Annotated in this window: 17 protein-coding genes; 9 read left to right on the top strand and 8 right to left on the bottom strand. The window is 51.4% G+C overall.

Annotated elements, in window-relative coordinates; all coding sequences use genetic code 11:
- Positions 1-255: 255 nt before the first annotated feature.
- The 3 genes from ABWH99_RS01665 to ABWH99_RS01655 all read right to left on the bottom strand — a co-directional run bounded on the left by ABWH99_RS01665 (position 256) and on the right by ABWH99_RS01655 (position 4283).
- A complete protein-coding gene (locus ABWH99_RS01665; protein ID WP_375584582.1) occupies positions 256-858 on the bottom strand; it encodes a DUF2179 domain-containing protein in 603 nt (200 codons plus the stop codon).
- 82 nt (positions 859-940) lie between these two features.
- On the bottom strand, positions 941-2113 hold the full coding sequence (locus ABWH99_RS01660) for a CynX/NimT family MFS transporter (protein WP_375584581.1): 1173 nt from the start codon (positions 2111-2113) through the stop codon (positions 941-943).
- A gap of 43 nt (positions 2114-2156) precedes the next feature.
- Positions 2157-4283 carry an amino acid permease gene (locus ABWH99_RS01655; RefSeq protein WP_375584580.1) on the bottom strand — a complete coding sequence of 709 codons (2127 nt, stop codon included), beginning with the start codon at positions 4281-4283 and terminating at the stop codon, positions 2157-2159.
- A 298-nt stretch (positions 4284-4581) separates the two neighbouring features.
- On the opposite strand from ABWH99_RS01655, the gene ABWH99_RS01650 reads away from it, so the two are divergent.
- A complete protein-coding gene (locus ABWH99_RS01650; protein WP_375584579.1) occupies positions 4582-5964 on the top strand; it encodes a hypothetical protein in 1383 nt (460 codons plus the stop codon).
- Between the two features lie 35 nt (positions 5965-5999).
- Here ABWH99_RS01650 and ABWH99_RS01645 read toward each other — a convergent pair whose 3' ends face one another.
- Genes ABWH99_RS01645 through ABWH99_RS01635 form a run of 3 tightly spaced genes read right to left on the bottom strand, consistent with a single transcriptional unit; the run spans position 6000 to position 10195 of the window.
- On the bottom strand, positions 6000-7460 hold the full coding sequence (locus tag ABWH99_RS01645) for a DUF1501 domain-containing protein (RefSeq protein WP_375584578.1): 1461 nt from the start codon (positions 7458-7460) through the stop codon (positions 6000-6002).
- Position 7461: 1 nt separating this feature from the next.
- Entirely contained in the window at positions 7462-8382 is a 921-nt protein-coding gene (locus ABWH99_RS01640; protein WP_375584577.1) for a DUF1553 domain-containing protein, read from the bottom strand.
- Between the two features lie 46 nt (positions 8383-8428).
- The gene (locus tag ABWH99_RS01635; RefSeq protein ID WP_375584576.1) at positions 8429-10195 is read right to left on the bottom strand and encodes a DUF1549 domain-containing protein; all 1767 of its coding nucleotides are present in this window, start codon (positions 10193-10195) and stop codon (positions 8429-8431) included.
- Positions 10196-10531: 336 nt separating this feature from the next.
- Here ABWH99_RS01635 and ABWH99_RS01630 point away from each other — a divergent pair, with 336 nt between their 5' ends.
- From ABWH99_RS01630 to rluF, 8 genes are all read left to right on the top strand, one after another.
- A complete protein-coding gene (locus tag ABWH99_RS01630; RefSeq protein ID WP_375584575.1) occupies positions 10532-13027 on the top strand; it encodes a DUF1549 domain-containing protein in 2496 nt (831 codons plus the stop codon).
- Positions 13028-13042: 15 nt separating this feature from the next.
- Positions 13043-14470 carry a DUF1501 domain-containing protein gene (locus ABWH99_RS01625; RefSeq protein WP_375584574.1) on the top strand — a complete coding sequence of 476 codons (1428 nt, stop codon included), beginning with the start codon at positions 13043-13045 and terminating at the stop codon, positions 14468-14470.
- A gap of 9 nt (positions 14471-14479) precedes the next feature.
- Positions 14480-15547, top strand: coding sequence for a 6-bladed beta-propeller (locus tag ABWH99_RS01620; protein ID WP_375584573.1), 1068 nt, complete (start codon positions 14480-14482; stop codon positions 15545-15547).
- A gap of 316 nt (positions 15548-15863) precedes the next feature.
- Positions 15864-17522 (top strand): hypothetical protein, encoded by a 1659-nt coding sequence (locus ABWH99_RS01615; RefSeq protein ID WP_375584572.1) that lies wholly within the window; start codon positions 15864-15866, stop codon positions 17520-17522.
- Between the two features lie 293 nt (positions 17523-17815).
- A complete protein-coding gene (locus ABWH99_RS01610) occupies positions 17816-19720 on the top strand; it encodes an arylsulfatase (RefSeq protein ID WP_375584571.1) in 1905 nt (634 codons plus the stop codon).
- A 419-nt stretch (positions 19721-20139) separates the two neighbouring features.
- Positions 20140-21309 carry an alpha/beta hydrolase-fold protein gene (locus ABWH99_RS01605; protein ID WP_375584570.1) on the top strand — a complete coding sequence of 390 codons (1170 nt, stop codon included), beginning with the start codon at positions 20140-20142 and terminating at the stop codon, positions 21307-21309.
- Between the two features lie 463 nt (positions 21310-21772).
- The gene (locus tag ABWH99_RS01600) at positions 21773-22762 is read left to right on the top strand and encodes a D-alanine--D-alanine ligase (protein WP_375584569.1); all 990 of its coding nucleotides are present in this window, start codon (positions 21773-21775) and stop codon (positions 22760-22762) included.
- Positions 22763-23494, top strand: coding sequence for a 23S rRNA pseudouridine(2604) synthase RluF (rluF, locus tag ABWH99_RS01595; protein ID WP_375584568.1), 732 nt, complete (start codon positions 22763-22765; stop codon positions 23492-23494).
- Between the two features lie 700 nt (positions 23495-24194).
- On the opposite strand, the gene ABWH99_RS01590 is transcribed toward rluF, so the two are convergent.
- Together ABWH99_RS01590 and ABWH99_RS01585 are read right to left on the bottom strand one after the other, a co-directional pair.
- Entirely contained in the window at positions 24195-24854 is a 660-nt protein-coding gene (locus tag ABWH99_RS01590) for a hypothetical protein (RefSeq protein WP_375584567.1), read from the bottom strand.
- A gap of 39 nt (positions 24855-24893) precedes the next feature.
- Positions 24894-25325, bottom strand: a complete 432-nt coding sequence (locus ABWH99_RS01585; RefSeq protein WP_375584566.1) for a transposase — start codon at positions 25323-25325, stop codon at positions 24894-24896.
- Position 25326: the final 1 nt, after the last annotated feature.

Genomic DNA, 25326 nt, shown 5'->3' with positions numbered 1-25326 from the left:
TCACAAAGAAAGGTTCCGCCTATGAATACAAGGTATTCCAAACGCTATCTTTTTGTTACTTTTTTGAGAGCCATTCCCTACTCGGGGAAAGGTACGTGCTTTTTGAGACGAAAGGAACCGGTTTCTGCTGCGGTAATACTACACAACCCGCCTTGGTAGATTTCTGAAAATCCCGTTTAACCTCCGCCTGCGAGAGGCTGTAATCTTGCACAGTTCGCGGAATTCGAGTGAATGATTGGTAAAAATGCACCAGCCCTATTTTCTGATCAGGTTTCTCAGCCTTGTGGTAAACCGGGGACGGTCTTCCAGGACATTGAGGTCGTCCTCGGAAATGCGCTTGACACTTTCGATGGTATAAAAGGCCTTCTCATCGCTTTCTTTCAACTTACTGATAAACCCAGGAAGGAGTTCGCGCTTGATGACGGTAAATAGGAGAATGACTTTGCCGTACCGGCCCTCCGCACCCACGGAAGTAAAGCGGTACTCTTTTTCCTTCATGTAATCTACCAGTTCAGGCAAGGGCTCAGGGGTAATGATGCGTACCAGCACCCGACCCAGTGCAAGGCGTTCTTCGATCACCATCCCTACATAGGTGCCCATGGCGTATCCACCGGCGTAGGCGATGTAAGAAAGGGGATTGTTGATATTTTGGAAAATCTGCCCGATCGCCAGCAGCCAGATGAGTGCTTCAAAGAATCCAAGCACCGGCGCTACGGTTCGTTTTCCATTCAGCACAAACATGATACGCAAGGTATTGATGGACACGTCCACGACCCGTGCTAGGAAGATAAACAAGGGCATGAACAGGTAGTCGAAAAGCGTTTGGGAAATGCCTATGGATTCCAGTAGTTGCTGCATGAAAAGGAAGTACGGTGCACGATTCCAAAAGTAAGGAAATTCGCGGAAAATTTGACAGGAATTTTCCGGACTTTGTATGGAATCAGATCGTGCGGTTCCTTCCCGCAAAATACCCGAAGGTGATAAACAAAACGGAAGATCCCAACATCAGGTACACGAGCAGGTTCCAGTCCTGCCAGCGGTCGAAAGCCATCCCAAATAGCATGGGGCCAAAAGCCGCCAAAAAATAGCCTGCAGATTGGGCCATGCCGGACAGGCCGGCAGTGTATCGGTCATTCCGGGTACGCAGAGCGATCAGCGTATAGGCCAGACTGATGCTGGCGCCCATGCCCAGGCCCACCACTCCGATCCCCAGGGCGTTGAGCCAGATGATCGGGGAGAAGAGTGTACTGAAGCCAAGCAAGTAGATGATTCCAATGGAGACGGCCAGTCCGGATTGCTGGGCAAATCGCGTGGCGACCACCGGAGCCAGCAAAGTTCCCAACAAGCCCACGACCTGCATCATCGAGGCCATCAAGCCTGCATCGGTGGCGCTAAGTCCTTTATCGATCATCATGTCCGGAAGCCAGGTAATCAGCGTAAAAAACAGCAAGGATTGGACACCCATAAACAAGGTCACCTGCCATGCCAGGCGGGAGCTCCAGACGGATTTCCCGGGCTCGGCGGCCTGTTTCGCAGGTTTTGGGCTGAGCTTTAGCTGGGGCCACCATATAAGTAGGGCCAGAAATAGAAACGAACTCCAAAACAGCAGGGATCCTCTCCAACCCCAGCCCATGTCCACCGCGAGGGGTACGCTTACGGCCGTAGCAATGGCTGCCAGCATGGACATCCCGGTGCTAAACATACCCATTACCGATCCGGTCCTGGTGGGCATTCGGGCTTTTACCAGGGGGATCAGGAGCACGTTGCAGATAACAATACCAATGCCGGTGAGCGCGGTTCCCAGGTACAAGGCAACCGGACCGCCTGAGACCCGCATTACCGAACCCAGGCCCAGCACCAGGAGTCCTGTAAAGATGGCCTTTGCCTTGCCCAGGTAGTCGCCGATACCGGCAGCAAATAGAGAAAAGGTCGCAAAGGTGAGAAGCGGCAGGGTAGTTAGAAATCCCGCTAATCCATTGGAGAGGTTCATGTCTTCACGGATAAATGGAATCAGTGGTCCCACCGCGGTAATGGAAGGACGAAGATTAAAAGACACCAGCAAAATGCCTAAAATCAGCCAGCGATCGCTGGATTTGTCTTTCAAATCAATCATAAAAATTTTCTGCAACTAGATAAAAGACCGCCGCCCCGTACACTTAGGCTTCCCTGTTCAGGGTGTTGGCTTCGTATTGGCTGCGAATTTCATCAATTTCCTGCTTTTCTCCTATGATTGACAATTCATCTTTCGCTTTGAGCACGGAATTGCCATGAGGAAAAATGATTTTTCCCTCTCGTTTGATCACTGTAATCAGCGATTTTTCGGGGAGTTTTAGCTCCTGAATCATTTTTCCGATTAGCACACCGGAGGGTTTTCCAGGTTCAAGGACAAGGTTGACAAAGCGCTCGTCCCGAAGCAGAATCTGCCGCAATTCGCCTTCGTCGCGAGCCAGTAACCACCGTTTCGGAAAGTTTTCGTTGTCCAGAATTTCCGCCAGATGGGCCAGCATTCGGAGGTGTTGGCCCGAATGCTTTTTTGAACTGATTAAAAAGAGCACGGCGTGTAATTTTTTGCTCCAGTCTTTCTTCTTGCTCTTGAATAATTCGAAGTAGTCAAACTTTACCGGTACGCCCTCACGGTAGCGCGCAATAGCAACTTCCGATTCCATGTCCTCTTCAAAGCGTACATGCTTCAGGGCAGTGGTTTTACCAATGGCAATCAGGCCCTCTTCTTTTTCGTCTACCAGGGAGGCAAGTATCGCTTTTTTTCTCAGGCCGGTTTTTGATGAAAAATGTGCCGAAACCGTATCCAATAGCCGTTCGTAGCTTAGTTTTTCGGCATCCGCATCCACTATCAGTGCCCTGCTGATCACTTTTTCGTAGGGATCTTCGTCCCGTAAGCCTTTTTCTTTCATCATGGACCAAAGTTCCATTTCGAGTCCATCGTACCGACGCTGGCCCAATTTGCTGTACACGTGAAACATGGCACCCTCCCGTTTGACCTTGTCCTTGGCATAGCTAAAGTACCAGAAGATACTGGCGCCGATGATGAAAAAAGTGAAGATTAAGGAAAGAAAGCCCATTTCAATGATCAGAAATACGGAAAACAAGAGGCCGGTTATCTGTACCCAGGGATAATAGGGCGAACGAAATCCGGGGTCGTAGCCTTTTAGTTCGCTTTCCCGCATGACAATCACGCAAATATTCAAAAGGCCAAAAAGCAGGAGCTGAAAGGTACTCGCGATTTTAGCGACCGATTCCACGTTGAAAACCAACAGCAAAAAGACCATTAGCCCCGTCGTGGCCAGCGTGGCATAAAAGGGCGTTTGGTATTTTCCCAGTTTTCCGAAATACCCAGGAATCAGTTTGTCCCGGGCCATCCCCAGTGGATACCGGGCAGCCGACATGATTCCCGCATTGGCCGTGGACGCGAAAGCAGCGATAGCGGCCACCACCACTAGCATCAAGCCCGTCTTTCCGGGGAGCCAGGTCATGAAAACTTCACCGGCCGTAGCAACGGGCGTCAAATCCGAAAAGAACACGTCTTTGTCCAACAGCGACACCATGATAAACACCCCGACCACGTAGATGCTGGTAGCCGTTGCCAGGGATAAAAACATGGCTAAGGGAATGTTCTTGTCGGGATTATGCACCTCCTCTGCCACACTGGCTACTTTGGTAAGGCCCGCGTAGGAGACAAAAACCAGGCCTATGGATGCAAAGAATCCCTGTGTTCCGTTTAGAAAGAAGACATCGTATTCCTGTCGCAGGTGATTAAAAAAATCGAATTGAAATACGCGGGCCAGGCCCTGTACGGTGTAGAAGGTCAGGATGAGCACCAGCGTTGCCACCAATACCTTTTGCAACCAACCGGCTTCTTTTGATCCGATGATATTCGTAAAACCAAAGGTTAACGTCAGGCCTATGGCCACGGGTGTGATCGGAACATCGATAAAAATGGCTACGTAGGCGCCCATTCCTATGAGGGCAAATGCACTTTTGAATACCAGCGCAAACCAGGAGCCAATACCCCCGATGGTTCCAAATAATGGACCCAAACTCCTGTCAATAAAATAGTACGCGCCCCCCGCCCTCGGCATCGCGGTCGCAAGCTCGGCCACACTTAGCATGGTGGGATACATCATAAAGCCGGCGACCAAATAGGCCAGCACCACCGATGGACCCGTCATGGCTGCGGCCAGGCCGGGCAACAAAAAGAAACCCGAGCTAAACATGGCTCCCGTACTGATGGCGTACACATCAAATAGCCGTAAGGTCTTTTTCAATCTTTTTCCGGACATGTCTCTGGCCTTAACGTTGCTGACAGGTTCTCACGATAACCAAACCGGTACGGGATAAATCTACCAAAAAAAGTAATCATTAGTCATCGTTTACAGGAGAAAAACGCAGCCACGGCACCTAATGTTTTGAGTTTGTGACGTCCCCACCGATCGCTCCAAGAGCCCTTTCCGAAGGATTTTTACTCCCAAATAAAAATTTAACACGCATAAATTTGTAATTCACATAAATAATACTGTACTTTGAAAAAGATATTTGCATTGTTTCATAGTAACAGAGAGCAAGATGAGGGGAACGATAATTTTTACATTGATTTTTCTAGTGATTGGCGGTACCGGGCTGGAAGCCCGGCAAAACGCCTGTACGGCGAGGCAGGAAGCCGCTCCACACCGGGTATTGGACCTGGGAGAAAACGGGCTTTTGGAAGGAGTTTACACGGCAAAGCGGCAGTATACCGTCAGACGATACGCTGCCTCCCGGAAGAAAGACTGGGAAATTGTCCTGCCCACAAATTCCCCGAAAGCCGCTATGGCCCTGATTGCCTCTCCGCAGGGGGAAGCCGTTTTTGTGGTGGAATTTTCTGCAGCAGTCAAAGGTCCCGGTACTGCGTCGATCCGGTACATACAGGAGGGCCAGGTGCTGAGAAGTTTATCCTTTGAAGACCAGCAACAGTTGATGGGGGCTTCCTTACATGCCGTATTTGCGGATGATAGTTACCTGTATTTCCTCGCGGCTGCCGAAGATCCGGATGGATTCAGGCTGGGAAAGGCGCCAACACCTTCCTTCGTATTGAATCGTTTCCGCATTTCGGATTTTCAATTCGATCAGGTCCAGGTAAGGCTTCCAAAAATTCCCGTGAGCGAGTGGAATCCCCAGTGGACCTTTGCCGGGCAGGTTGGCTCGGAAAAATACATGGTGCTGAAGGACGCCGATCTGGCATCCAATACCCTGCACAGCCGGATAGTCAGCTTTGACCGGGACGGTCGGCTGGTTCGAAATTTTGCACTGGATTATACTCCAAAAGGACAGGCCATCCGTCCCTCGTTTCATGTGGACGAAAACGACCGCAGTTTTTTGCTGGCGGCGGATTACAACTACCGGGATTATTCGCCGTTCGGACCCAATCCTTCGGGAAGCGCTTACCGAATCGGAGCTTTCTTTGGACTTTCCCTGGACGAACGCAGTGGGGCTTTCTACCTCAGTGGACTTTCTGGCAAAGAATCCTTTGGAAAAAATCCCTTCCGCTTCAAAGCACAGTCCTACGACGGTTTCTTTCTCAGCAAATTTGACGCAAGCGGAAAACTTCTTTGGGAATCCGGACACGTAGCAGACGGGGACCTGATTTCCGAGCGGGACTTTTTGCGCAGGTATGCTCCGGTTTACAAGCATTCTGGGATTGCCTTCAACGATGATTCGCAGGAGGTACATTACCGGATTCGGGTGGGATCCAACGAATTCAGATTTGTACTGGATCAGGAAGGAGAGCTATTAAGCATGGGCAAAAACGGCCGCATGGTCTCCAATCGGGGAACCGAGTGGACGCCGGTTACCACCTTCCTTCCGGATACCGCATCCTCCACGGATGGACTGTTCCAGTCCGCTGCGGTTAGTATGGCTTCAAATGGGGAAGAGCGGGTAACTCCCGTCAAACCTACCCTGGCATTTTAAAAACAGTGGGTGGTTGCAATTGCCGGGTGAGGAGATTAGGAAAGGATCTCCCGGATGACCTTTCCGTGTACATCCGTCAACCGGAAGTCTCTGCCTTGAAATTCGTAGGTAAGTTTTTCGTGGTCAAAGCCCAGCCGTTCCAGAATGGTGGCTTGCAAGTCGTGCACGTGCGTGCGTCCTTCTATTCCGTAATAGCCGATTTCATCCGTTACGCCGTGTACCGTTCCTTTCTTGACGCCGGCACCGGCCATCCACATGGTAAAGGCCTCTAGGTGGTGGTCTCTTCCATCGAAGCCCTCACCCGTACGTGCTTCCATCATGGGCGTGCGTCCAAATTCTCCTCCCCAGACGACCAGGGTTTCTTCCAGCAGCCCTCGCTGTTTGAGGTCCTTGAGCAATGCAGCGATGGGCTGATCGATGGCTTTGCAAGAGCGGCGCATTCCAGACCCAACCCCATTTCCCGCACCTACGCCGTGGGTATCCCAGCGGTTGTCGAATAGCTGAATAAACCGGACTCCTTTCTCCACCAGCCTCCGGGCCAGCAGGCAGTTGTTGGCAAAAGAAGCCTTGCCGGGTTCGGTGCCGTACATTTGGTGAATGTGGGCGGGTTCGTCGTTGATATTCATGGTCTCCGGCACCGAGGTCTGCATGCGGAAGGCCAGTTCGTATTGGGATATACGTGTGAGAATTTCCGGATCCCCGGCTTCTTCGTATTCAAGCCGGTTGATTTGGTTGATGGCATCGATGGATTTCTTCCGGAGTCGTTCGTCAATGGACACCGGATTGGATAAAAACAACACCGGATCCCCTTGCGAGCGGCATTGAACACCCTGATACACCGTCGGGAGAAAACCGCTGCCCCAGGCGCTTTTGCCGGCACTGATGGCTCCTCCGCCCGAGGTGAGCACCACGTAGCCCGGCAGGTCCTTGTTTTCAGAGCCCAACCCGTACACCGACCAGGCCCCCATGCTCGGTTTCCCCAATCGGGGACTCCCGGTGTGCATAAAGAGCTGGGCGGGGGCATGGTTAAATTCGTTGGTATGCATTGCTTTCAGGAAACTCACCTCGTCTACCATCTGGGCGAATTCGGGAAGGTAGTCGGAAACGAATGCACCCGACTCGCCGTGTTGCGCGAAGGAAGCCTGTGGGCCGAGCAGCTTGGGTGTACCTTTTAGAAATGCAAACTCCTTTCCCTCCATTAACGAAGCAGGCGTGTCTTTACCGTGCAGTTTCTCCAGCGTGGGTTTGTAGTCGAAAAGCTCCAGATGGGAGGGGCCACCCGCCATGTGCAAAAAAATGACGCTTTTGGCTTTCGGCGCAAAGTGGGGTCCCTGCCCCGGAACAAAGGCATTTTCCGCGGTGGATCGATGCTGATTTCCACAGCCCATCAGGGAACCCAAAGCCAGCGCCCCCAGTCCGGAAGTGCATTTTTTAAGAAAATGGCGGCGGCTATTGTACTGTGCTTTACGTAGGTATGCTTCTTCCCAAATACTCATCTTATCTTCTTGTTACAAATTCATCCAAATTGAACATGGCATTGCTTACCAGGCGCATGGCAGCTAGTTCTGGATTTTCATCCAGGTCCGCACCCTCCTGCCGATAATAGGCCAGAGACTCCTTGTACAGCCGGTGCAATACCTCCACTTTTTTCTGATCTGGCGTCCCCGCGGTGATCAACTGCAGATGCTTCTCTATGCCTGTTTTGATGTCTGTATCGTATTCGTCCAATATTTTTTCAGCCCAGGCAGTGGCTGCTTCCAGGAAAACCGGGTCATTCAACAGCACCAGGGACTGAAGCGGGGTATTCGTACGTATCCTGCGGGAGGTGCACACTTCCCGGCTGGGATTGTCGAACGTAACCATGGATGGATAGGGATGGGTGCGTTTCCAATAGGTGTATACCGCCCGTCGATACGCATCGTCTCCTTCGCTCTTGTTCCAGAATTTCCCTCCGAAACTGATGATGTGCTCGGGTTGGTAGGGCATCACACTGGGCCCCTTTAGCTCGGGGTTCAGTAGCCCGCTAATGGCCAATGCCTGGTCGCGGATGGTTTCCGCAGGCAGGCGGGTTCGGGATCCCCTGGACAGGTAGTGGTTATAGGGGTCTTTTTTCAGTTTCTCCTCGCTGACCGAAGACGCCTGTCGGTAGGTGCTGGACAGGACGATTTGTTTGATCAGGGATTTTACCGACCAGTTCAACTCGTCCCGAAAGCTGACCGCGAGCCAGTCCAGCAATTCGGGATGGGTGGGAGGAATGCCCTGGCTTCCGAAGTCTTCCAGGCTTTCTACCAGTCCAAAACCGAAAAGTTGCTCCCAGATACGGTTTACCATGACCCGGGCAGTCAAGGGGTTTTCCTCGCTGACCAGCCAACGCGCCAGATCCATTCGGTCCGGGTCAGGATCGGAGAGGTTGCCCATGATCTCGGGAATACCGGCTTGCACCTCGGCCCCTTTGGTTCTCCAATCACCCCGTTTCGAACACGTTCGTTTTTCTGGCCTTGTTTTCCGGTAATTCGCCAAGAATTGGAGTCTCTACCGGCTCAAGGTCTTGCAAGGCCTCCAGTTTTTCCTGTAGCTCCCGGGGATACCGATCTTTTCGGGGCGATTTTTCCTGGTAATACAGCCAATCCACCCGTACCAGGTCCTGGGCAAAGATGCGGTCCTTTTTGAAGTAATAGTACAGGTCCCTTTTTCCGGCAACCTCCCGGATGGGCACCGTCAGGGTTTTCCACTGCTCCGGCCGGTTCCCGGGAAAGCCGGTGCCGGTAACACCAAAGGTGCCTTCGCCTATTTTTTGCCCCAGGATGGAATCCAGCCGGATCTCTACCTTGGCTCCCGTAAGGGAGGCGTATCCCAGCGAGATGCTGGACACATTTGTCAAATCTACCTGCTCGAACATGATCCAGGAACTGTCTTGTACCTGCCAGATCGAGGCCTGGTCGTGCCCGACCAATTCGATAAAGCGACTTTTGTCTTGAAATTCTTCGGCTTCTACCCGCCGCTGACCCAGGGTGTACAGCAGCTTTTCCTTTTGTCGGTGCAAAAACTGACCGGAAATTTCCGGCAGGCGATCTTCCGGATCCAGTCGCTCGTTTATCCAGCGTAACAGTTGACCTACCTTCTCCCGTTCTTCGGGCTCATAGGTAAAAACCTTGGGCTGTTCGTTGTAGAGGTCCTTGTCCCGGGTATTATTGAAAAACGCCAGGGATTTGTAAAAATCTTCGTGTCGGATGGGGTCATAGGGATGGCTGTGGCATTGCACGCAGGCCATGGTCGTGCCTTGCCAGACCTCAAAGGTGGTCCCTACCCGCTCCATGACAGCAGCCACCCGAAATTCCTCATCGTTGGTGCCTCCTTCATCGTTGGCCATGGTATTTCGGTGAAAGGCGGTGGCCAGCAGGTCCTGTTCGGTGGGATTGGGGAGCAGGTCGCCGGCGAGCTGCGCGACGGTGAACGCATCGAAAGGCATGTCCTGGTTGAAGGCGTCGATCAACCAATCGCGGTATTTCCAAATTTCCCGGTGCAAGTCTTTTTCATAGCCTTTTGAATCGGCATATCGTGCCAGGTCCATCCAGAAAGACGCCCATTTTTCCCCAAAGTGTGGCGAATCCAGCAGACGATCTACCGCCTTTTCGTAGGCATCCGGCGAGGTGTCCGCGGTAAAGGAGGCGTAATCTTCCAGAGAGGGAGGAATCCCCGTGATGTCCAGGGCCAACCTGCGGAGCAGGATTTCTTTGGAGGCGGGAGGATTGGGAGTCAGGTCCAATTCGCCTAATTTACGAAAAACAAAGTGGTCAATCCCATTGGTTGGATGAAGGTCAGTCGGAACCGATGGGAGCGAAAGGTTTTTATCCGGAGGGATGTAGGCCCAGTGTTTTTCCCATTTGGCTCCCTGGTTGATCCATTTCTTGATCAAATCAATTTCGGAGGGGGACAGCGGCTCCTTGCCCAGGGGCATGCGCATTTCCGGATCCTCGTGGTTGAGGCGGCGGACCATTTCCGAAGCTCCGGCGTTTCCCGGAACGATGGCCGGTTTTCCGGATTCGGTGGGCATTTTGGCTTCGGATTCAAACAGCAGAGAAAATCCGCCGGATTGCTTTACACCTCCATGACAGGAAATGCATTTCTGATTGATTATGGGACGAATGTCCCGGTTATAGCTTACCTGCTCCTCTCCGGGCCATGCCCAGAAAAAAAGCCCCGCCGTAGCAGGGAAAATAAACAGGAGCATGCGTTTCCTCATTTTTCTATTCGGTTGGCTGTGAAAATAGCTGTCTAAAAGTAGTAATTTATCGCATCATTTTCAAAACCCAATCCTGTACCCTTATATGCGGTTGGTAAAAAACTATTTGGGTTTTCGATCCAATTTCCGTAATTTTTCATAGAAAAACAGGATAGTACAGGGTAGTATCTTCAGGTGATTTATTTACACTTGTAGAAGCAGGTCGTTTCCTCCATGGGAAATCCGTAGGGATTGCTTGCTTTTTCCTCCGAAAATTAGACAGAAGGGTTTTTTAAGCCATGGTTCCGGACGATCGATACGGGATGTATTACGAACAATGCACACATGATGATGACAATCAAGAATAAAGACAAAAGGTTTGTTTTCGCTGCTCTACTTGGGCTCCTGGTGCTGCTGGTCCCGGCCGGTAGCCTGCTAGCGGCTACCTTGCAAGATACCGGGGAAACCTTCTGGTTGTGGCGGTTTTTGGGGAGGTTGCATCCACTCGCCGTCCATTTTCCGGTGAGCCTGTTGGTATTTGCGGCCTTGCTCGAATTGTTTACCTTAAAAAACTATGCCCACAAATTACGGCCCGGTATTGACCTGTTGGTTTGGGCCGGCGTCGCCGGCGCGTTGATTGCAGCCGTGTTGGGCTGGTTACTGGCCACTGTGGAGGATTACGGCGGGACTACGGTCGACATACACCAATGGACCGGCGTAGCCACTGCGGTACTTGGCCTGGGGCTGCTGTATTTTCTTCGGAAGACGAAAGGAGGCAGCGACCTGGCCGCCGTAAAAGCTTTTCGATCCCTGTTGTTTTTTTCTGCACTAGGCGTATCGCTGGCGGGTCATTTTGGAGCTTCTCTTACCCATGGGGAAGACTACCTGAGCAGTACGCTTCCCTGGAACGAAGCGGAATACGAATACACGGGAGAAGCGATCTCAGCAAATCTGGCCGCCTACGAAGGTACCGAAGCGCTTAGCGAACAAAAACAGGTAGAGCTGGTCGGGAAAGTGCGGGCCATATTTGCGCATAATTGCTACAAATGCCACGGGGAGGCGAAAATAAAGGGAGAGTTGCGGTTGGACGAGAAGGAATTTGTGTTTGCCGGTGGCGAATCGGGTCCCGCAATCGTTCCCGGTGAATCCGGTCGCAGCGAATTGGTACGACGCATCAAGCTGCCCAAGGATCACAAAGAGGCCATGCCTTCCAAGGGACAGCTTTTGTCTCCCAACGAGATTGCACTGATCGCCCTGTGGATAGACAAAGGGGCGCCCTGGCCGGATGCTGCCAATGAAGTCAGTGAATTCCGGGTAGCTGAGTTGGCGCCCCGACGACCCAACTTGCCCCCCGCAAGGAAAGGGCTCACACAACCCATCGATATCTGGGTGGATGAATACTTCAAAACCCAATCGATTTCCTGGAAAGAACCGGTAGACGACAAGACCTATTTGCGGAGAATTTACCTGGACATCATCGGCTTACTGCCGAGTCCGGAAGCGTACGAGGCATTTCAGAAAGATACCCGGCCGGACAAACGTGCCGCCTGGGTGGAAACCCTGCTGAACCGAACCGATGACTACGCTACCCACTGGATGACCTTCTGGAACGACGCCTTGCGAAACGACTACACGGGAACAGGCTACATCACCAAGGGCAGGTTTGCGATTACGGATTGGTTGTACACCTCGCTTCGAGACAACAAGCCCTACGATCAATTTGTGAAACAATTGCTCAACCCTACGGAGGAGTCCAAGGGCTTTATTGAGGGCATACGCTGGAGGGGAGACGTAAACGCCAGTCAGGTGACCGAGATGCAGGCCGCCCAGAATGTTGGACAGGTGATTCTCGGATTAAATTTAAAATGTGCCTCCTGCCACGATAGCTTTATCAGTGATTGGAAACTGGAAGAAGCCTATGCCTTTGCGAATATCTTTGCCGATACTACCCTGGAAGTGAGTCGCTGCGAAAAGCCCATTGGGAAAAAAGCAAGTACTAAAATCCTGTGGGAAGAGCTCGGAGAAATCGATAGCACGGCCAGTCGATCTGAAAAGCTGGAACAGCTGGCCAATTACCTGGTACAGCCCGCCAACGGGAGAATGTACCGGACCATCGTCAACCGGATCTGGAAACAACTGATGGGAAGAGGGCTGGTGGAGCCGGCGGACGAGATGGATAACCTGCCCTGGAGCCAGGATCTGCTGGATTGGTTGGCCACCGATTTCGAGGATTCGGGCTACGATCTGAAAGACTTGATATACAAAATTGCCACCTCCCAGGCCTACCAACAGCCTTCCATAGGCGTGGAAGACCCGCTGATGTTGGTGGAGGAAGACTTTGTATTTGAAGGTCTGGTACGCAGAAGGCTTACCGCCGAGCAGTTTTCCGACGGAGTCAGCCAATACATTCACCCTGTGTTCGACGAGGAAGCGTTGAAATACAACCCCAACGAGCTGGCAGTGGCCGAGGAGGCAGACCTGCCGTTTGCCCGGGCCTCCCTGGTTGCCAACAACGAGTTTCTCAAGGCCTTGGGTCGACCCAACCGGGAGGTGGTTTCTACCAGCCGGGACAGTCAGGCCAGTCTTTTACAAGCATTGGAGCTTACCAACGGGACCACCTTGAACCAGGCGCTGAAAGAAGGCGCGCAGAGATGGAAAGAGAAATACAACGACGGTGATATCATCGTTCACGAAACCTACCGGAAATTGCTGGGAAGAGACCCCCATCAAAACGAGTTCAATGTGGCCATGGAGGTACTGGGTGAGGACCCTTCTCCGGAAGCCGTACAAGATTTATTTTGGGCTGTTTTGTTACTTACTGAATTTCAACTAATTTACTGATAAAACGCATTTGCAATGAATTATAACTGGAGAAGAAGGGATTTTCTAAAGAAGACGAGCGCTGCCACCCTGGCAGCGATGGCAGCAGGTGCTCCCCTGTCCGGATTTCTTGGATCCTGTAGTTCCAAAGAAACGATCAAGAGTACTGCGGATACCGTGATTCTGCTGTACATGGCCGGAGGGATGGCGCATACCGAAACCTTCGACCCGAAAAAATACACGCCCTTTCGAAAAGGAATGGAATCCAAAGAGGTGTTGAGTACCTTCCCCTCCATTCCTACGGCGTTGGATGGGATCCAATTTTCGGAGGGATTGGAAAATATCGCGCAGGTTATCGACCGCGGAACACTGATTCGGTCCTACGTGGCGGCCGATTTGGGACACATCCTGCATACCCGTCACCAATACCACTGGCATACCTGCTACGAGCCGCCGCAATCGGTGGCCGTACCCCACATGGGGTCTTGGATGGCCAAGGAATTGGGCCCGGTGAATCCGGTGATTCCTCCTTTTATCAACATTGGGCAGCGGTTTACCGTGGGTGAAGGAGAAGAGCTTAAGGCTTTTCATAGTGCGGGTTTTCTGGGAAGTGAGTACGGGCCGTTTTTGATTCCCGATCCTACTTCCGGACTGGAAAGCGTGCGCCCTCCGGTCGGCATGTCGACCAAGCGCTTTGAGGCAAGAAATCAGCTGTACGAACGCCTGGTGCAGGAAAGCGCCATGGGTGAATTTGGCAGCGATTACCAAAAAGAATCCCTGAAGCGATCCATGGAGCAGGCTTACCGGCTGCTAAACTCGCCGGAGGCCAAAGCCTTTGATCTCAGTCAGGAGCCGAAGGAAAAATACGATATTTACAATACCGGGAAATTTGGTCTGGGCTGCTTGATGGCCAAAAGGCTGACCGAACAGGGCGCGAGGTTTATTAGCGTTACCTCAGAATACGAACCGTTTGTCGGCTGGGATACCCATGAAAACGGGCATACCCGTTTGGTAGGCATGAAAAAACTGATCGATGCCCCGATCGCACAACTCGTAAAAGACCTGGATGAAAGCGGGCGATTGGATCGAACGATGATCATCGTGGCCAGCGAGTTTAGCCGGGACATGCTGACCGAAGGAAGGCCCGGAGCAAAAGTGAAGGATCAGGTACAAGTGCCGGATATTATTGAAGATATGAAAAATTACGGCATGCACCGGCATTTTACAGATGGTTGTTCCATCCTCATGTTTGGCGGAGGCGTGAAGCGCGGGCATGTATATGGGAAGACTGCCGACGAGCGGCCCTGCAAAAGCATTGAGAAACCCATCAAAATTGCGGCTTTGCATCAGACCATTTATCACGCATTGGGGATTCATCCCGAAACCAATTACGAAATCGAAAAACGTCCATTTTATACCACTCCTGATGGAGAGGGGGTAGCGGAAATGGACCTATTGGCTTAACAACACACCATGAAAGAAAACGCAAACCCGAGAAGGGAGTTTATCCGAAAAACAGGCCTTGCCGTTGCAGCCGGCGCCCTGATTCCCAATGTCATTTCTCATAAAACCCACGCCATGAAAAAAGAAACCATTTTGGGACACGGCAGCCACCGTTACCGTGTCGTCGAAGGATGGGGAAAACTGGACCCTGCTAAAAACCCCGTGAACGATTGCCACGAGATGGTGGAGGATGCAAAGGGGCGATTGATCCTGTTGACCAACGAAACCAAGAACAACGTCATCATTTATGACAAATCGGGTAAATTGCTGGAAACCTGGGGGACCACCTATCCCGGTGCCCACGGCTTGACCATTAGTGACGAGGGTGGGGAAGAGTTTTTATACATCTGTGACAATACCCGGAGCCAGGTCATCAAAACCGATTTGAAAGGAAAGGAAATCATGGTGCTGGATTATCCCAGGGAAACCGGAAACTACGCCTATCCCCGACAGTTTGTTCCCACCGAAACGGCCATCAACCCTGCCAATGGGGACATTTACGTGGTGGACGGATACGGAAAGAATTACGTCACCCAGTACGATGCCAACGGCAAGCTCATCCGGCAATTTGGCGGATCCGGCGATACGGACGAGACCTTTAACTGTTGCCACGGCATTTTGGTGGACACCCGGGACAAAAATAACCCGACCTTGCTGATTACCGATCGGGGAAACATGCAGTACAAGCGCTTTACCCTGGACGGCCAATACATCAAAACCATTCCCACTCCGGGTTCGTTTGTATGCAGACCGGTGCTCCGGGGGGATACCATCTATGCGGCTGTTTACCGAAGTACCACGCAGGCCTATCCAAATTCCGGGTACATCACCATTCTGGACAACCAGGACCGGGTGGTTTCCACGCCAGGAGGTACCGCTCCGGAATACGTAAACGGAAACCTGCAGGAGCAGCGCAAGGATAGGAGCTTTCAGGGCTTCATGCATCCCCACGATGTCTGCGTGGACCGGGACGAAAACATCTACGTGCCCCAGTGGGCTTCTCAAAAGACTTACCCGATAAAACTCGAACGGGTATAATCGTTTCGTGTAGAGTTGCGAAAATCACCTGAGTGAGGGTCGGTATTTGAAAAGATACCGGCCTTTTATGTTCCCCCCGACCCGTTCCCTGCAGGAGGGCGACCAACGGATTTCCTGGCCGGCTAAAAAAGCCCGGGAGGCAAAGCCCGGTATTCTACCGAAAGGAAAGGGGAGGATTTTATCCGCCGATTGAAAATGCTTTGGCTTTATGCCTGAAATTCGCTAGTTTTTACCAACCGTACGGCAAGGCGATGCCCAAGGACCGGCCCGCTTCTTCCCGTATCTACTGTCTGATGCACCGATAAACCCATGTCCCATGAAAAACCTGGTAGTTTTCTTTTTTCTTTGTACGCTTCTTTCCAGTGCGCATTCCGTTCGCGGACAAGGAGGTCCAGCCCCCGAATCTGTAATCATCACCAGCCATTCGGGTGCAACCCAGGTGCGGAGCGGTGAAGGAGGAACCTTGCTGGTAAACGTCACGCCGGAAGACCAGCGCCGGTTTATTGCCCGCGGACTGCTGCGCTACAGCGACCTGGGGGCCAAAGGGGACGGGACATCGGATGATATCGACGCGATCGCCGCTACCCATGCAGTTGCCAACCAGCAGGGACTTTCGGTGAAAGCCGACGAGGGCGCCCGGTATTACATCAGCGGCAAAGTGCGTATTGCAGAAATCCAAACCAATACCGATTTCGGAAACGCCGAGTTTATCATTGACGATAGGGAGGTAGCAGACCGTACCCAGCACGTGTTTTTGGTAAGTTCCACCCTTCGTCCCTTTGACCTGGAGGGGATTACCTCGCTCAAAAGAAATCAGAAGAAACTGGATGTTCCTTTTCCCGGCCCTTGCCTGGTCACCGTGACCGATGCCAACGTCCGGCGGTATATCCGGTACGGACCCAACCAAAACGATGGTTCTCCACAGACGGATATTTTTATTGTTGACAAAGAAGGAAACGTGGATCCGAATGCACCGATCATTTGGGATTTTGACCAAATCACCGAAATCACCGCGCTACCCATGGACGAGATTCCCCTGACCATTACGGGAGGACGGTTTACCACCCTTGCCAATCGGGCCGAGTCGAAATACACGTACTATAGCCGGGGCATTGCCATCCGACGTTCCAACGTGCTGCTGGAAGGGCTGGAGCATCGGGTCACCGGAGAAGGAGAACAGGGTGCGCCCTATGGGGGCTTTCTCAATTTCCGCGACTGCTCCGATGTGACGGTGCGGAACACGGTCCTTACCGGGCACAAAACCTACCGGACGATAGGTTCCGCCGGCGTCCCCGTATCCATGGGTACCTACGACATATCCCTGAGCCGTTCCATCAACGTGTCCTTTGAGCATTGCAGCCAGACCAACGACATCAACGACCGTACGTACTGGGGTATCATGGGCTCCAATTTTTGCAAGAACCTGATCCTGGACCACTGTGTCTTTTCCCGCTTCGATGCCCACATGGGTGTGGCCAATGCCACGGTCCGACATTCCACCCTGGGTCATATGGGCATCAATGCCATCGGCACGGGTACCTTTCTGGTGGAAAATTCCACCCTCAACGGCCGAACGCTGATCAATCTGCGCTCCGACTATGGCAGCACCTGGGAGGGAGAATTCATTATTCGGGATTGTGTATTTATTCCGGCCGGAGGGGCGGAGACGAGCGCCAGCCTGATCGGCGGCTCCAATTCGGGAAAGCATAATTTTGGCTACACCACCTACATGCCGGAGCGCATCCTGATCGAAAACCTGCACATCCGCGATGCCAACCACCCCGAAAATTATCAGGGACCGGCTATTTTTGGCAATTTTAATCCGGCCATGACCGATGAATCCTATGTGGAACAGTACCCCCACGTGCGTCCCGAGGTAGTTATTCTGAAAAATGTGACCACAGAAAGCGGGAAGGACCTGCGGCTTAGCGACAATCCGTATCCGTTCCGGAATGTAGAGATCCGTAAGGAATAAGGTGCGTTACCGGGTATACGGACGAGCGCGGTCCCGCCGAAATTCCTGAGGTTAGCAAGCAGCCATCCTATTTTGAAGAAGTTTGGGATTCAAGGTAAGGCCTGAAAAACCGGCTTTTTGGATCACAGGACAGCCCGGTAAGACAATTTGTTTGCACCTCGGGGCTAACATAGTACATGTTTTTGGCAACAAATTGGTTGGCAGTTCATCGGCTTTCCGCCTACCTTTATTTCGGCGGCGTATCGGTGCCTTGGTTGGGATCGAGAACTGCCATTTCCATAAGAAACGAGACGATGCGTAAAAAATCAGCTACGATGGATCGGTATTTTTTTGGGGCGATGGTGCTGATTTCGTCATTTTTCTTCGCCTGTGGGGCGGATGACACCACCGATGGGCTGCAGCAGCCGCCTCCCAATGTAATCCTGATCCTGACCGACGATCAGGGGTACGGGGATATCGCTGCGCACGGCAACCCCTATTTGAAAACCCCTCACCTGGATCAGTTATACCGGGAGAGTGTGCGGTTTACCAATTTTCACGTGGACCCAAGTTGCTCGCCTACACGGGCCGCCCTACTGACGGGGCGTTATTCCTCCCGTTCGGGCGTCTGGCATACCATCGGGGGAAGGTCCTTGTTGCGCCGGGATAAACTGACCTTGGCTGAAATCTTTCGGGATGCCGGCTACCAAACGGGGTATTTTGGCAAATGGCACCTGGGCGAGAATTACCCGTACCGGCCAATGGACAGAGGCTTTCAGGAAACCTTGGTTCATGGGGGCGGGGCATCTTCCATCCATCCCGATTACTGGGGTAATGATTATTTTGACGATGTGTACCGGCACAATGGCGTATTCAAATCGTACAGCGGCTATGCGAATACCGTATGGTTTGAGGAAGCATTAAAATTTATCCAGGATAACCGGGAAACGCCATTTTTTACCTGTATTGCCTCCAATATCCCCCATGCGCCCTTGCTGGTTGACAGCAGTTATTCGGAACCCTATCGATCGCAGGTGTCCGACAGGATCGCCAATTACTACGGTATGTTGGCAAAGTTTGACGAGGATTTGGGACGGTTTCTGCAGGAAATCGACCGGATGATGCTCCGCGAAAACACCCTGGTGATCTTTATGACGGATAACGGACCGGGCCCCTGGTTTGGTGGCATTGTCCTGGATGAGGACCTGTTTGTAGAAGAAGGGTACAATGCCGGGATGCGGGGTGCGAAGATCCGTGGATACGAAGGGGCACACCGGGTGCCCTTGTTTGTTCGCTGGCCTTCGGGAGGCATTGGGGGCGGCCGGGATGTGGACAAACTTGCGGCTCATATCGATCTACTGCCCACGCTGATAGATTTGGCCGACCTGGAGGCGCCGGAAGGATTGGATGTGGATGGGCGGAGCCTCCAACCGCTATTGACGGATTCACCGGAAGCATGGCCGGATCGCAGCCTTTTTGTGCACAACCAGCGGGTACCCTACCCCGAAAAATACAAGGATTTCCAGGTGCTAACGGAGAGATGGCGATTGGAAGGCCGCGATAAAATCGAGCTGTATGACATTCGATCCGACCCGGGGCAAACACGGGATCTAGCTGCCGAAAACAAAGCCGTTGTGGATTCCCTGGTCAACCAGTACGAGGCCTGGTGGGAATACCTATCGCCTGATTTTGAGGGGTACAATCCAATTGTCGTTGGCAACGCGCAGGAAAACCCCTCCATCCTCTACGCCCACGATGCGCATAGGAGCGAGAAGGGCCTGGTTTGGGCGCTCGATGTGGATCAGGAGGGCTTGTACGAGGTTCACCTGTATCGCTGGCCGATCGAATCCGGCAGAAGGATCGTGGAAAACGAAGGCGCCACCTTTCGCCACAACCTCTCCCCCACATCCACGCTGGAGGAGGATCGTTTTCGTTTCCAAAGCGATGCAGCTCCTACACCGGCCCCCATCCGTAGCGCGCAGTTACAGCTAGGCAATCTCAACCGGCAGGTAGCCGTTACTTCCGACATGAGAGCCGCCAGCTTTCTGCTTGACCTGAAACCCGGTGAAACCTCCCTTCGGGCCTGGTTTTCCGGAGATAAAAATTACAGCGCCAACTACGTGCGGGTCCATCGAATCGGTCCGGCGGTCCAGCCGGATACGACAGGGTATGAGGCGCTTCCTACCGGTCAGTTGCTAGGCAGGGAATCTGTTGACTAGTCGTTTTTCGGAGGGCCGGTAGCAGGTAATACCGGTTGTGAAGCGGTTTGGCTTGGTTGTCCGAAGGTGCTGCTGCGCTCTTCTAGCATTCCATTTTCTTTTTGAAACCATAGAAGGCATATAAGGGGTATCATCGGAGCAGCTTGAATTTTTGACCTCCGTCGAGAGGCAGGGTTTAGTAGGGTTGTCCGGGTCCCCTTTTATGTTCTTCTATGCGCCTCTATGGTTCAACTCATTTTTTACCATATAGGCCATATAAGAGGTTTTGGATTGGTTGCAAGGCCATGCGGTACCGAAATGAAAAAGCTAGTTGATTTTTTCCGGGATTTTTCTACCTTTAACTATTCCGGCAGCCAACTAACCGCAATGGCTGCCGTTAGCGAAAAGGTTGCTATCGTCTAAAAACCGAGCAAGTAGTCATGATAAAAAGAGGGATCACATTCGTATTGCTGGCATTTTGGACAAACGGATTATTCGGACAAAGCATTGCTCGGGTTGAAAATATTCGTATTGATTCCGAAGCCCTGAATCAAAAAAGGGAGATATTGGTCTATACACCCATTGAATACGATCTAAGAAAACACGAACTGTTTGATGTGATTTATGTTTTCGATAGTCAGGACCGGGAAAAATTTGATTACGTCAGTTCCAGTATCGCCTTTCTTACGGACAGAGACCACGACCGGGCTTTTATGGTGGTAGGTATTGCTTCCCCTTACAATGCTGAGCTGGATTATTCGAGAGGGGATGATTTTTTACCCGTTTTAACCACAGAAAAATCCATTGAATGGTACGAGCCTCATTTTGGTAACGTGTCAAACTTTCTGGCGTATGTTTCGGATGAAGTGATGCCCTATATCGAGTCAAATTACCGTACCAAAGGGCGCAGCATCGCCGTTGGGCACTCGCTAGGTGCTTCGTTTATACTGTATGCCCTGATTCAGAAGCCAAACCTATTCGACGCTTACATTGCCATTTCGCCCAACCTGGCCTATGACAACGATTACCTGGCAAAGCAACTCATGGGGTTTGACTACGCGGCGCTTCAGGACTTCACGTACCTCTATTTAAGCCATGCGAATGAAGGAACGAACTACTGGCCCGAATGGAAACCTGCCAGAGAAAAGGTATACGGTTTTTTTACGGATACATTCAAGGGAGACAAATTGGATGTGAAAATAGAAGGATACGGGGAGGAGAACCACATGAGTACCTTTCCGGTCAGTGTAAGAAGTGCATTCGACTACTACTTCCGCACGATTTATGAAAAACAAGAAAATCGATTATCCGAGAAAGAATATGAGGTCCGTATCCGGGTAACCGTACCCGACAAAAACGATGAAATCTTCATTACCGGAAATCAGGAGAATCTAGCCAACTGGAATCCAAATAAAATACAGCTCAAAAAAGTATCGGATTATACGCGAGCCATAACCCTGAAGGTAAAAAGTATCGCAGCCTTTAAATTTACCAGAGGGAGTTGGGAGACCGAAGCGGATCTAAAAACCGCTCTCGGAACTGTTAAAATAAAACCAGAAAATCAAACCAATTACGAATTTGAAATCGAAAGCTATTTCGATAGGTACTGAGCAGTAGAATTTTTTTCCCGCTCTTTTTCCTTTCTTTTGCGGACATTCAATTTACCCCCTCGGATAAAAAGCCCGTTCAAGCATTGGACCGGAGAAATGATTCCTGTATGTAGGCTAATCCTCCGTCTTACGCGGGATGGACTACCCAAGGTAAATCGTATAATATAATTACTATTCCAAAAATATATGCCGACCAAAAGGGGTGTTAATTAGCAGGAAAGTTTGTGCATGTAAAGCCTGTGTAACACTCTCCATTTGTTGGACCAAAAGTGTCAGTTGTTAACTTAATTTATTTTTTGATGATGCTTTTAGTTATGATGCTTTCCCTATCGTACATCGGCAGGCGCAGACCTTGCCCTTTGGAGTTTACAGGAGCTCGGTCCCTGTGAATGGCCTTTCCGGTGCATAAACTTTTCGCTTTTAAAGTAAAATTCCGGTAATTCGTAGCTAGAAAATCTGCTCCATGGAAAAGAAACACATCGCCCTGATTATGGGGGGCTATACGGGGGAGGCGGTGGTCTCCGAGAAAAGCGCCGCGGTGGTGGCCCAACACCTGGACCGGGACCGCTATACGGTGTACCCCTTGCATATCTATCCCGGAAATTGGTACCTGGAAGGGGAAGATGGGACGCATTATCCGGTGGATAAAAATGCCTTTACGGTCCTAAAAGAGGGGCAACCCATCCGCTTCGACGGTGTCTTTAATATCATCCACGGCTCACCGGGCGAGGATGGGAAACTGGCAGGGTATTTCGACATGCTGGGTATCCCCTATACCACCTGCGACGCGCTGACTTCCGCCATCACCATGAACAAAGGCTATACCAAGGCCATACTCTCCGGTATCGCAGACCTGCACCTGGCCCAATCCCTGCAGCTGTTTTCCTACGGTCCGGAAACGGCCGCAGAAGTGCTGGCCCAGCTGCGCCTGCCTTATTTTGTCAAACCCAATAACGGGGGCAGCAGCATTGGCATGAGCAAGGTCAGGGAAGCCGGGGAACTGGAAGAAGCCCTACGCAAGGCCTTTGCGGAGGACCGGCAGGTACTGGTAGAGGAGTTTGTCACGGGAAGGGAGTTTTCCATCGGTATCTACCGGGCTAAAGGAACCGTGACGGTGCTTCCGGCCACGGAGATCATCAGCTCCCGGGAGTTTTTTGACTTTGAAGCCAAATACAGCCCCGGCGTCTCCGAAGAGATCACCCCGGGCCGCATGGACGAATCAGAGGTGGAACGGGTAAACCGGATTGCCGAACAAGTGTACCGAAAACTCAACTGCAAGGGCTCCGTTCGCATGGATTATTTTTTGGAAAAAGATACGGGCAGGTTCTTCTTTATCGAAATCAATACCGTGCCGGGGCAGACGGAAACCAGCCTGATTTCCCAGCAGGTGCGGGCAACGGGCAAAACGCTGAAGGAATTTTATACGGAGTTAATCGAGGAAATGTGGACCTAAATGGCGGATACTAACCGGGTACGGATCAACAAGTATTTGAGCGAGGTGGGCTATTGTTCCCGCCGGGCAGCGGATAAGCTCATCGAAGCCGGCCGGGTCACCATCAACGGGAAGGTTCCGGAAATGGGAACGAAGATCGGAGCGGGAGACAGCGTGCGGGTGGATGGGAAATTGATTGCGGAGCCGGAGGAAAAGCCCGTTTACATCGCGCTGAACAAACCGGTGGGTATCGTATGTACCACCGATACGGAAGGGGAAAAGGACAATATCATCGATTTTATCAACCACCCCCGCCGGATTTTTCCCATTGGACGCCTGGATAAACCCAGCGAAGGCCTCATACTACTGACCAGCGATGGGGACATCGTCAATAAAATCCTACGCGCAGGCAACCGCCACGAAAAGGAATACCTGGTCCGGGTAAACAAGCCCCTTGCGCCGGATTTTATCGAGAAGATGAGCAATGGCCTGCCCATATTGGGCGTCATGACGCGCAAATGTGAGGTGCAACAGCTGGGTAAAAACAGATTCAAGATCATTTTGACCCAGGGGCTCAACCGGCAGATCCGGCGCATGTGCGAATACCTGGGCTATCGGGTGGTCTCCCTGAAGCGTATCCGCATCATGAATATTCGCCTGGATGTACCCACGGGCCAATGGCGCGACCTGAGCGAACCCGAATTACAGGAAATCCAGCAAATGCTCCTCCACTCCTCCAAAACCCAGCCTTGAAAAGTGGGGTATATAGCCTGGAAAGCCGTTTTTCGCCATTTTCGTTGAAAAATAGTCAATCCCTTGATCGAATCTTTAGCCAATTTTATCAAAAATAAAATAAAAAGACTAATAAAATAAAAATACTGTAAAAAATCAGTTATTTTATTGCTATAATTTTATTTTATGGTTTGATTTATTACCTTTGACATATCAAACAAAGACAAACGGTCTTGAGCGGTTGTACCAACCAAAAGTTTTGACACGATACTGTAGGATGATGAAACCTGCCTTCGGCAGGCGAGTAAAAAGCTGCGACGCTTTTTCGTTTTCATCTTCATGCAAATTAAGATCACACACACTGTAGGGTGATGAAACTGGCAGACATGCCCTCCTGTCTCGGGGGTGGAGAGTCCGGAACAAAGCAAATAGCGAGCTCGTATTTTGCCTAACCGCTCCGTGGAGGTTCGAATCCTTCTCCTACAGCAGGTTATTTTGGGTTTATTGTTAATTGACTAAAGCTATGAAACACTGTTTCATGGCTTTTTTTGTTCGGTTTCGGGCAATTGGGGGTAAAAAGGGCCTGCCGCGGATCCGAAGTGTCGAGTGGCAGCTATTCCCTTCCCTCGGTTCCCACACGGAAGGATCGGGCAGGGCAAACCTTTATCTCGGGCAAAGCGGCTGTCAATCGGATCTCGCTTACCGCCTTTTTTCCCGGGGGCTAGTAAAATTCCCAGCGCACAAAAAGGCCGTAGTTTTCGCCAATCGATTTTTCAGGTCCGTATTGGTCCAGGTTGGCGCCCAGGCCAAAAATCAATTGATCCTTTTTTACGCCACCGCGCAGGTAGACAAAACTCCGGTTGTGCTGCCCTTCGCTCAGTCCCCGATTGTAGAGAAATTGTAGCCTGCTGTATAGCGACCAGCCCTCGCCGAGGGGAGGCCGGTATTCGTACAAGCCGAATAGGCTCAGGTCGTTTTTGCCGTTGAGAAAGTAAGAAGCGATAGTGACAGCAAGAAAGGTCCGGGATGCGTACACATGCTGGGGGCCGACAACGGGCGAAAAACCAACGGCATCGTTGTTTTCCACCCCTGCCATCAGGCCAAAACCCTTTTTAAACGTATAATTGACCTGCACGGGAATGGTCAGGGAGTTTTGCTGCCTATCGTTTCGGTAATTCGCAGCAAAGGTTGCGATGCTCAGCAAGCCAAACCGGCTCTGTTCGGTGAATTTCTTGATCACTTCCATTTGAAAAAAGAACCGGTCCTGTCCGAAAAGGACCTCTACCGGCAGGGGTGGCTTCGGCTTCTGTGCCCGGGCAGCAAGCGGTACGAGGGTAAGTAGGAGGCAGGCAAGCAGCAGGGCTGGGTATATTTTTTTCATGGTGCGTGTTTCCTGTTTTGTGCAACGCATGACCCAAGATTAAATTTCCAAATTTAATAACCATTCCTGCTCGTTCGTAGGCTTTAGGATTTTGGTTTTAGTCTCTTTTGATTTTGGTAAGGTATAGCTCAGCTGCTTTATTTCCTTGATCTCGTTTATGGCTTTTTCGGGAGATAGTCTGATTTGGTTAATAATGATAAGCCTTTCGAGTTCTTTATATACCGTGTAAGCTGCAAAACAAATACAAATGTGGGCCTCTATCCGGTTTCTGAGCCTGTGATAAACCGGTCGGATTCTTAGGTCTGTCTTTGATATTCTAAAGGCTTTTTCTATTTGCCATAGCTGTGAATATTGGCCAATAATCTCCTCCCTGCTGAGCAGAGTGTTGGTTATATATCCTTTCAGCCCATCCCAGATTTTATCGGCATTATATTTCTGATAATCAATGTTCACGCTGGCTTCTCCTTCCAAT

Origin of the sequence: Cyclobacterium xiamenense, from assembly GCF_042140265.1 — a bacterium.
GTDB classification, from domain to species: domain Bacteria; phylum Bacteroidota; class Bacteroidia; order Cytophagales; family Cyclobacteriaceae; genus Cyclobacterium; species Cyclobacterium xiamenense_A.
Note: the sequence above shows the minus strand (reverse complement) of the source record. Positions and strands in the feature narration are given on the sequence as shown.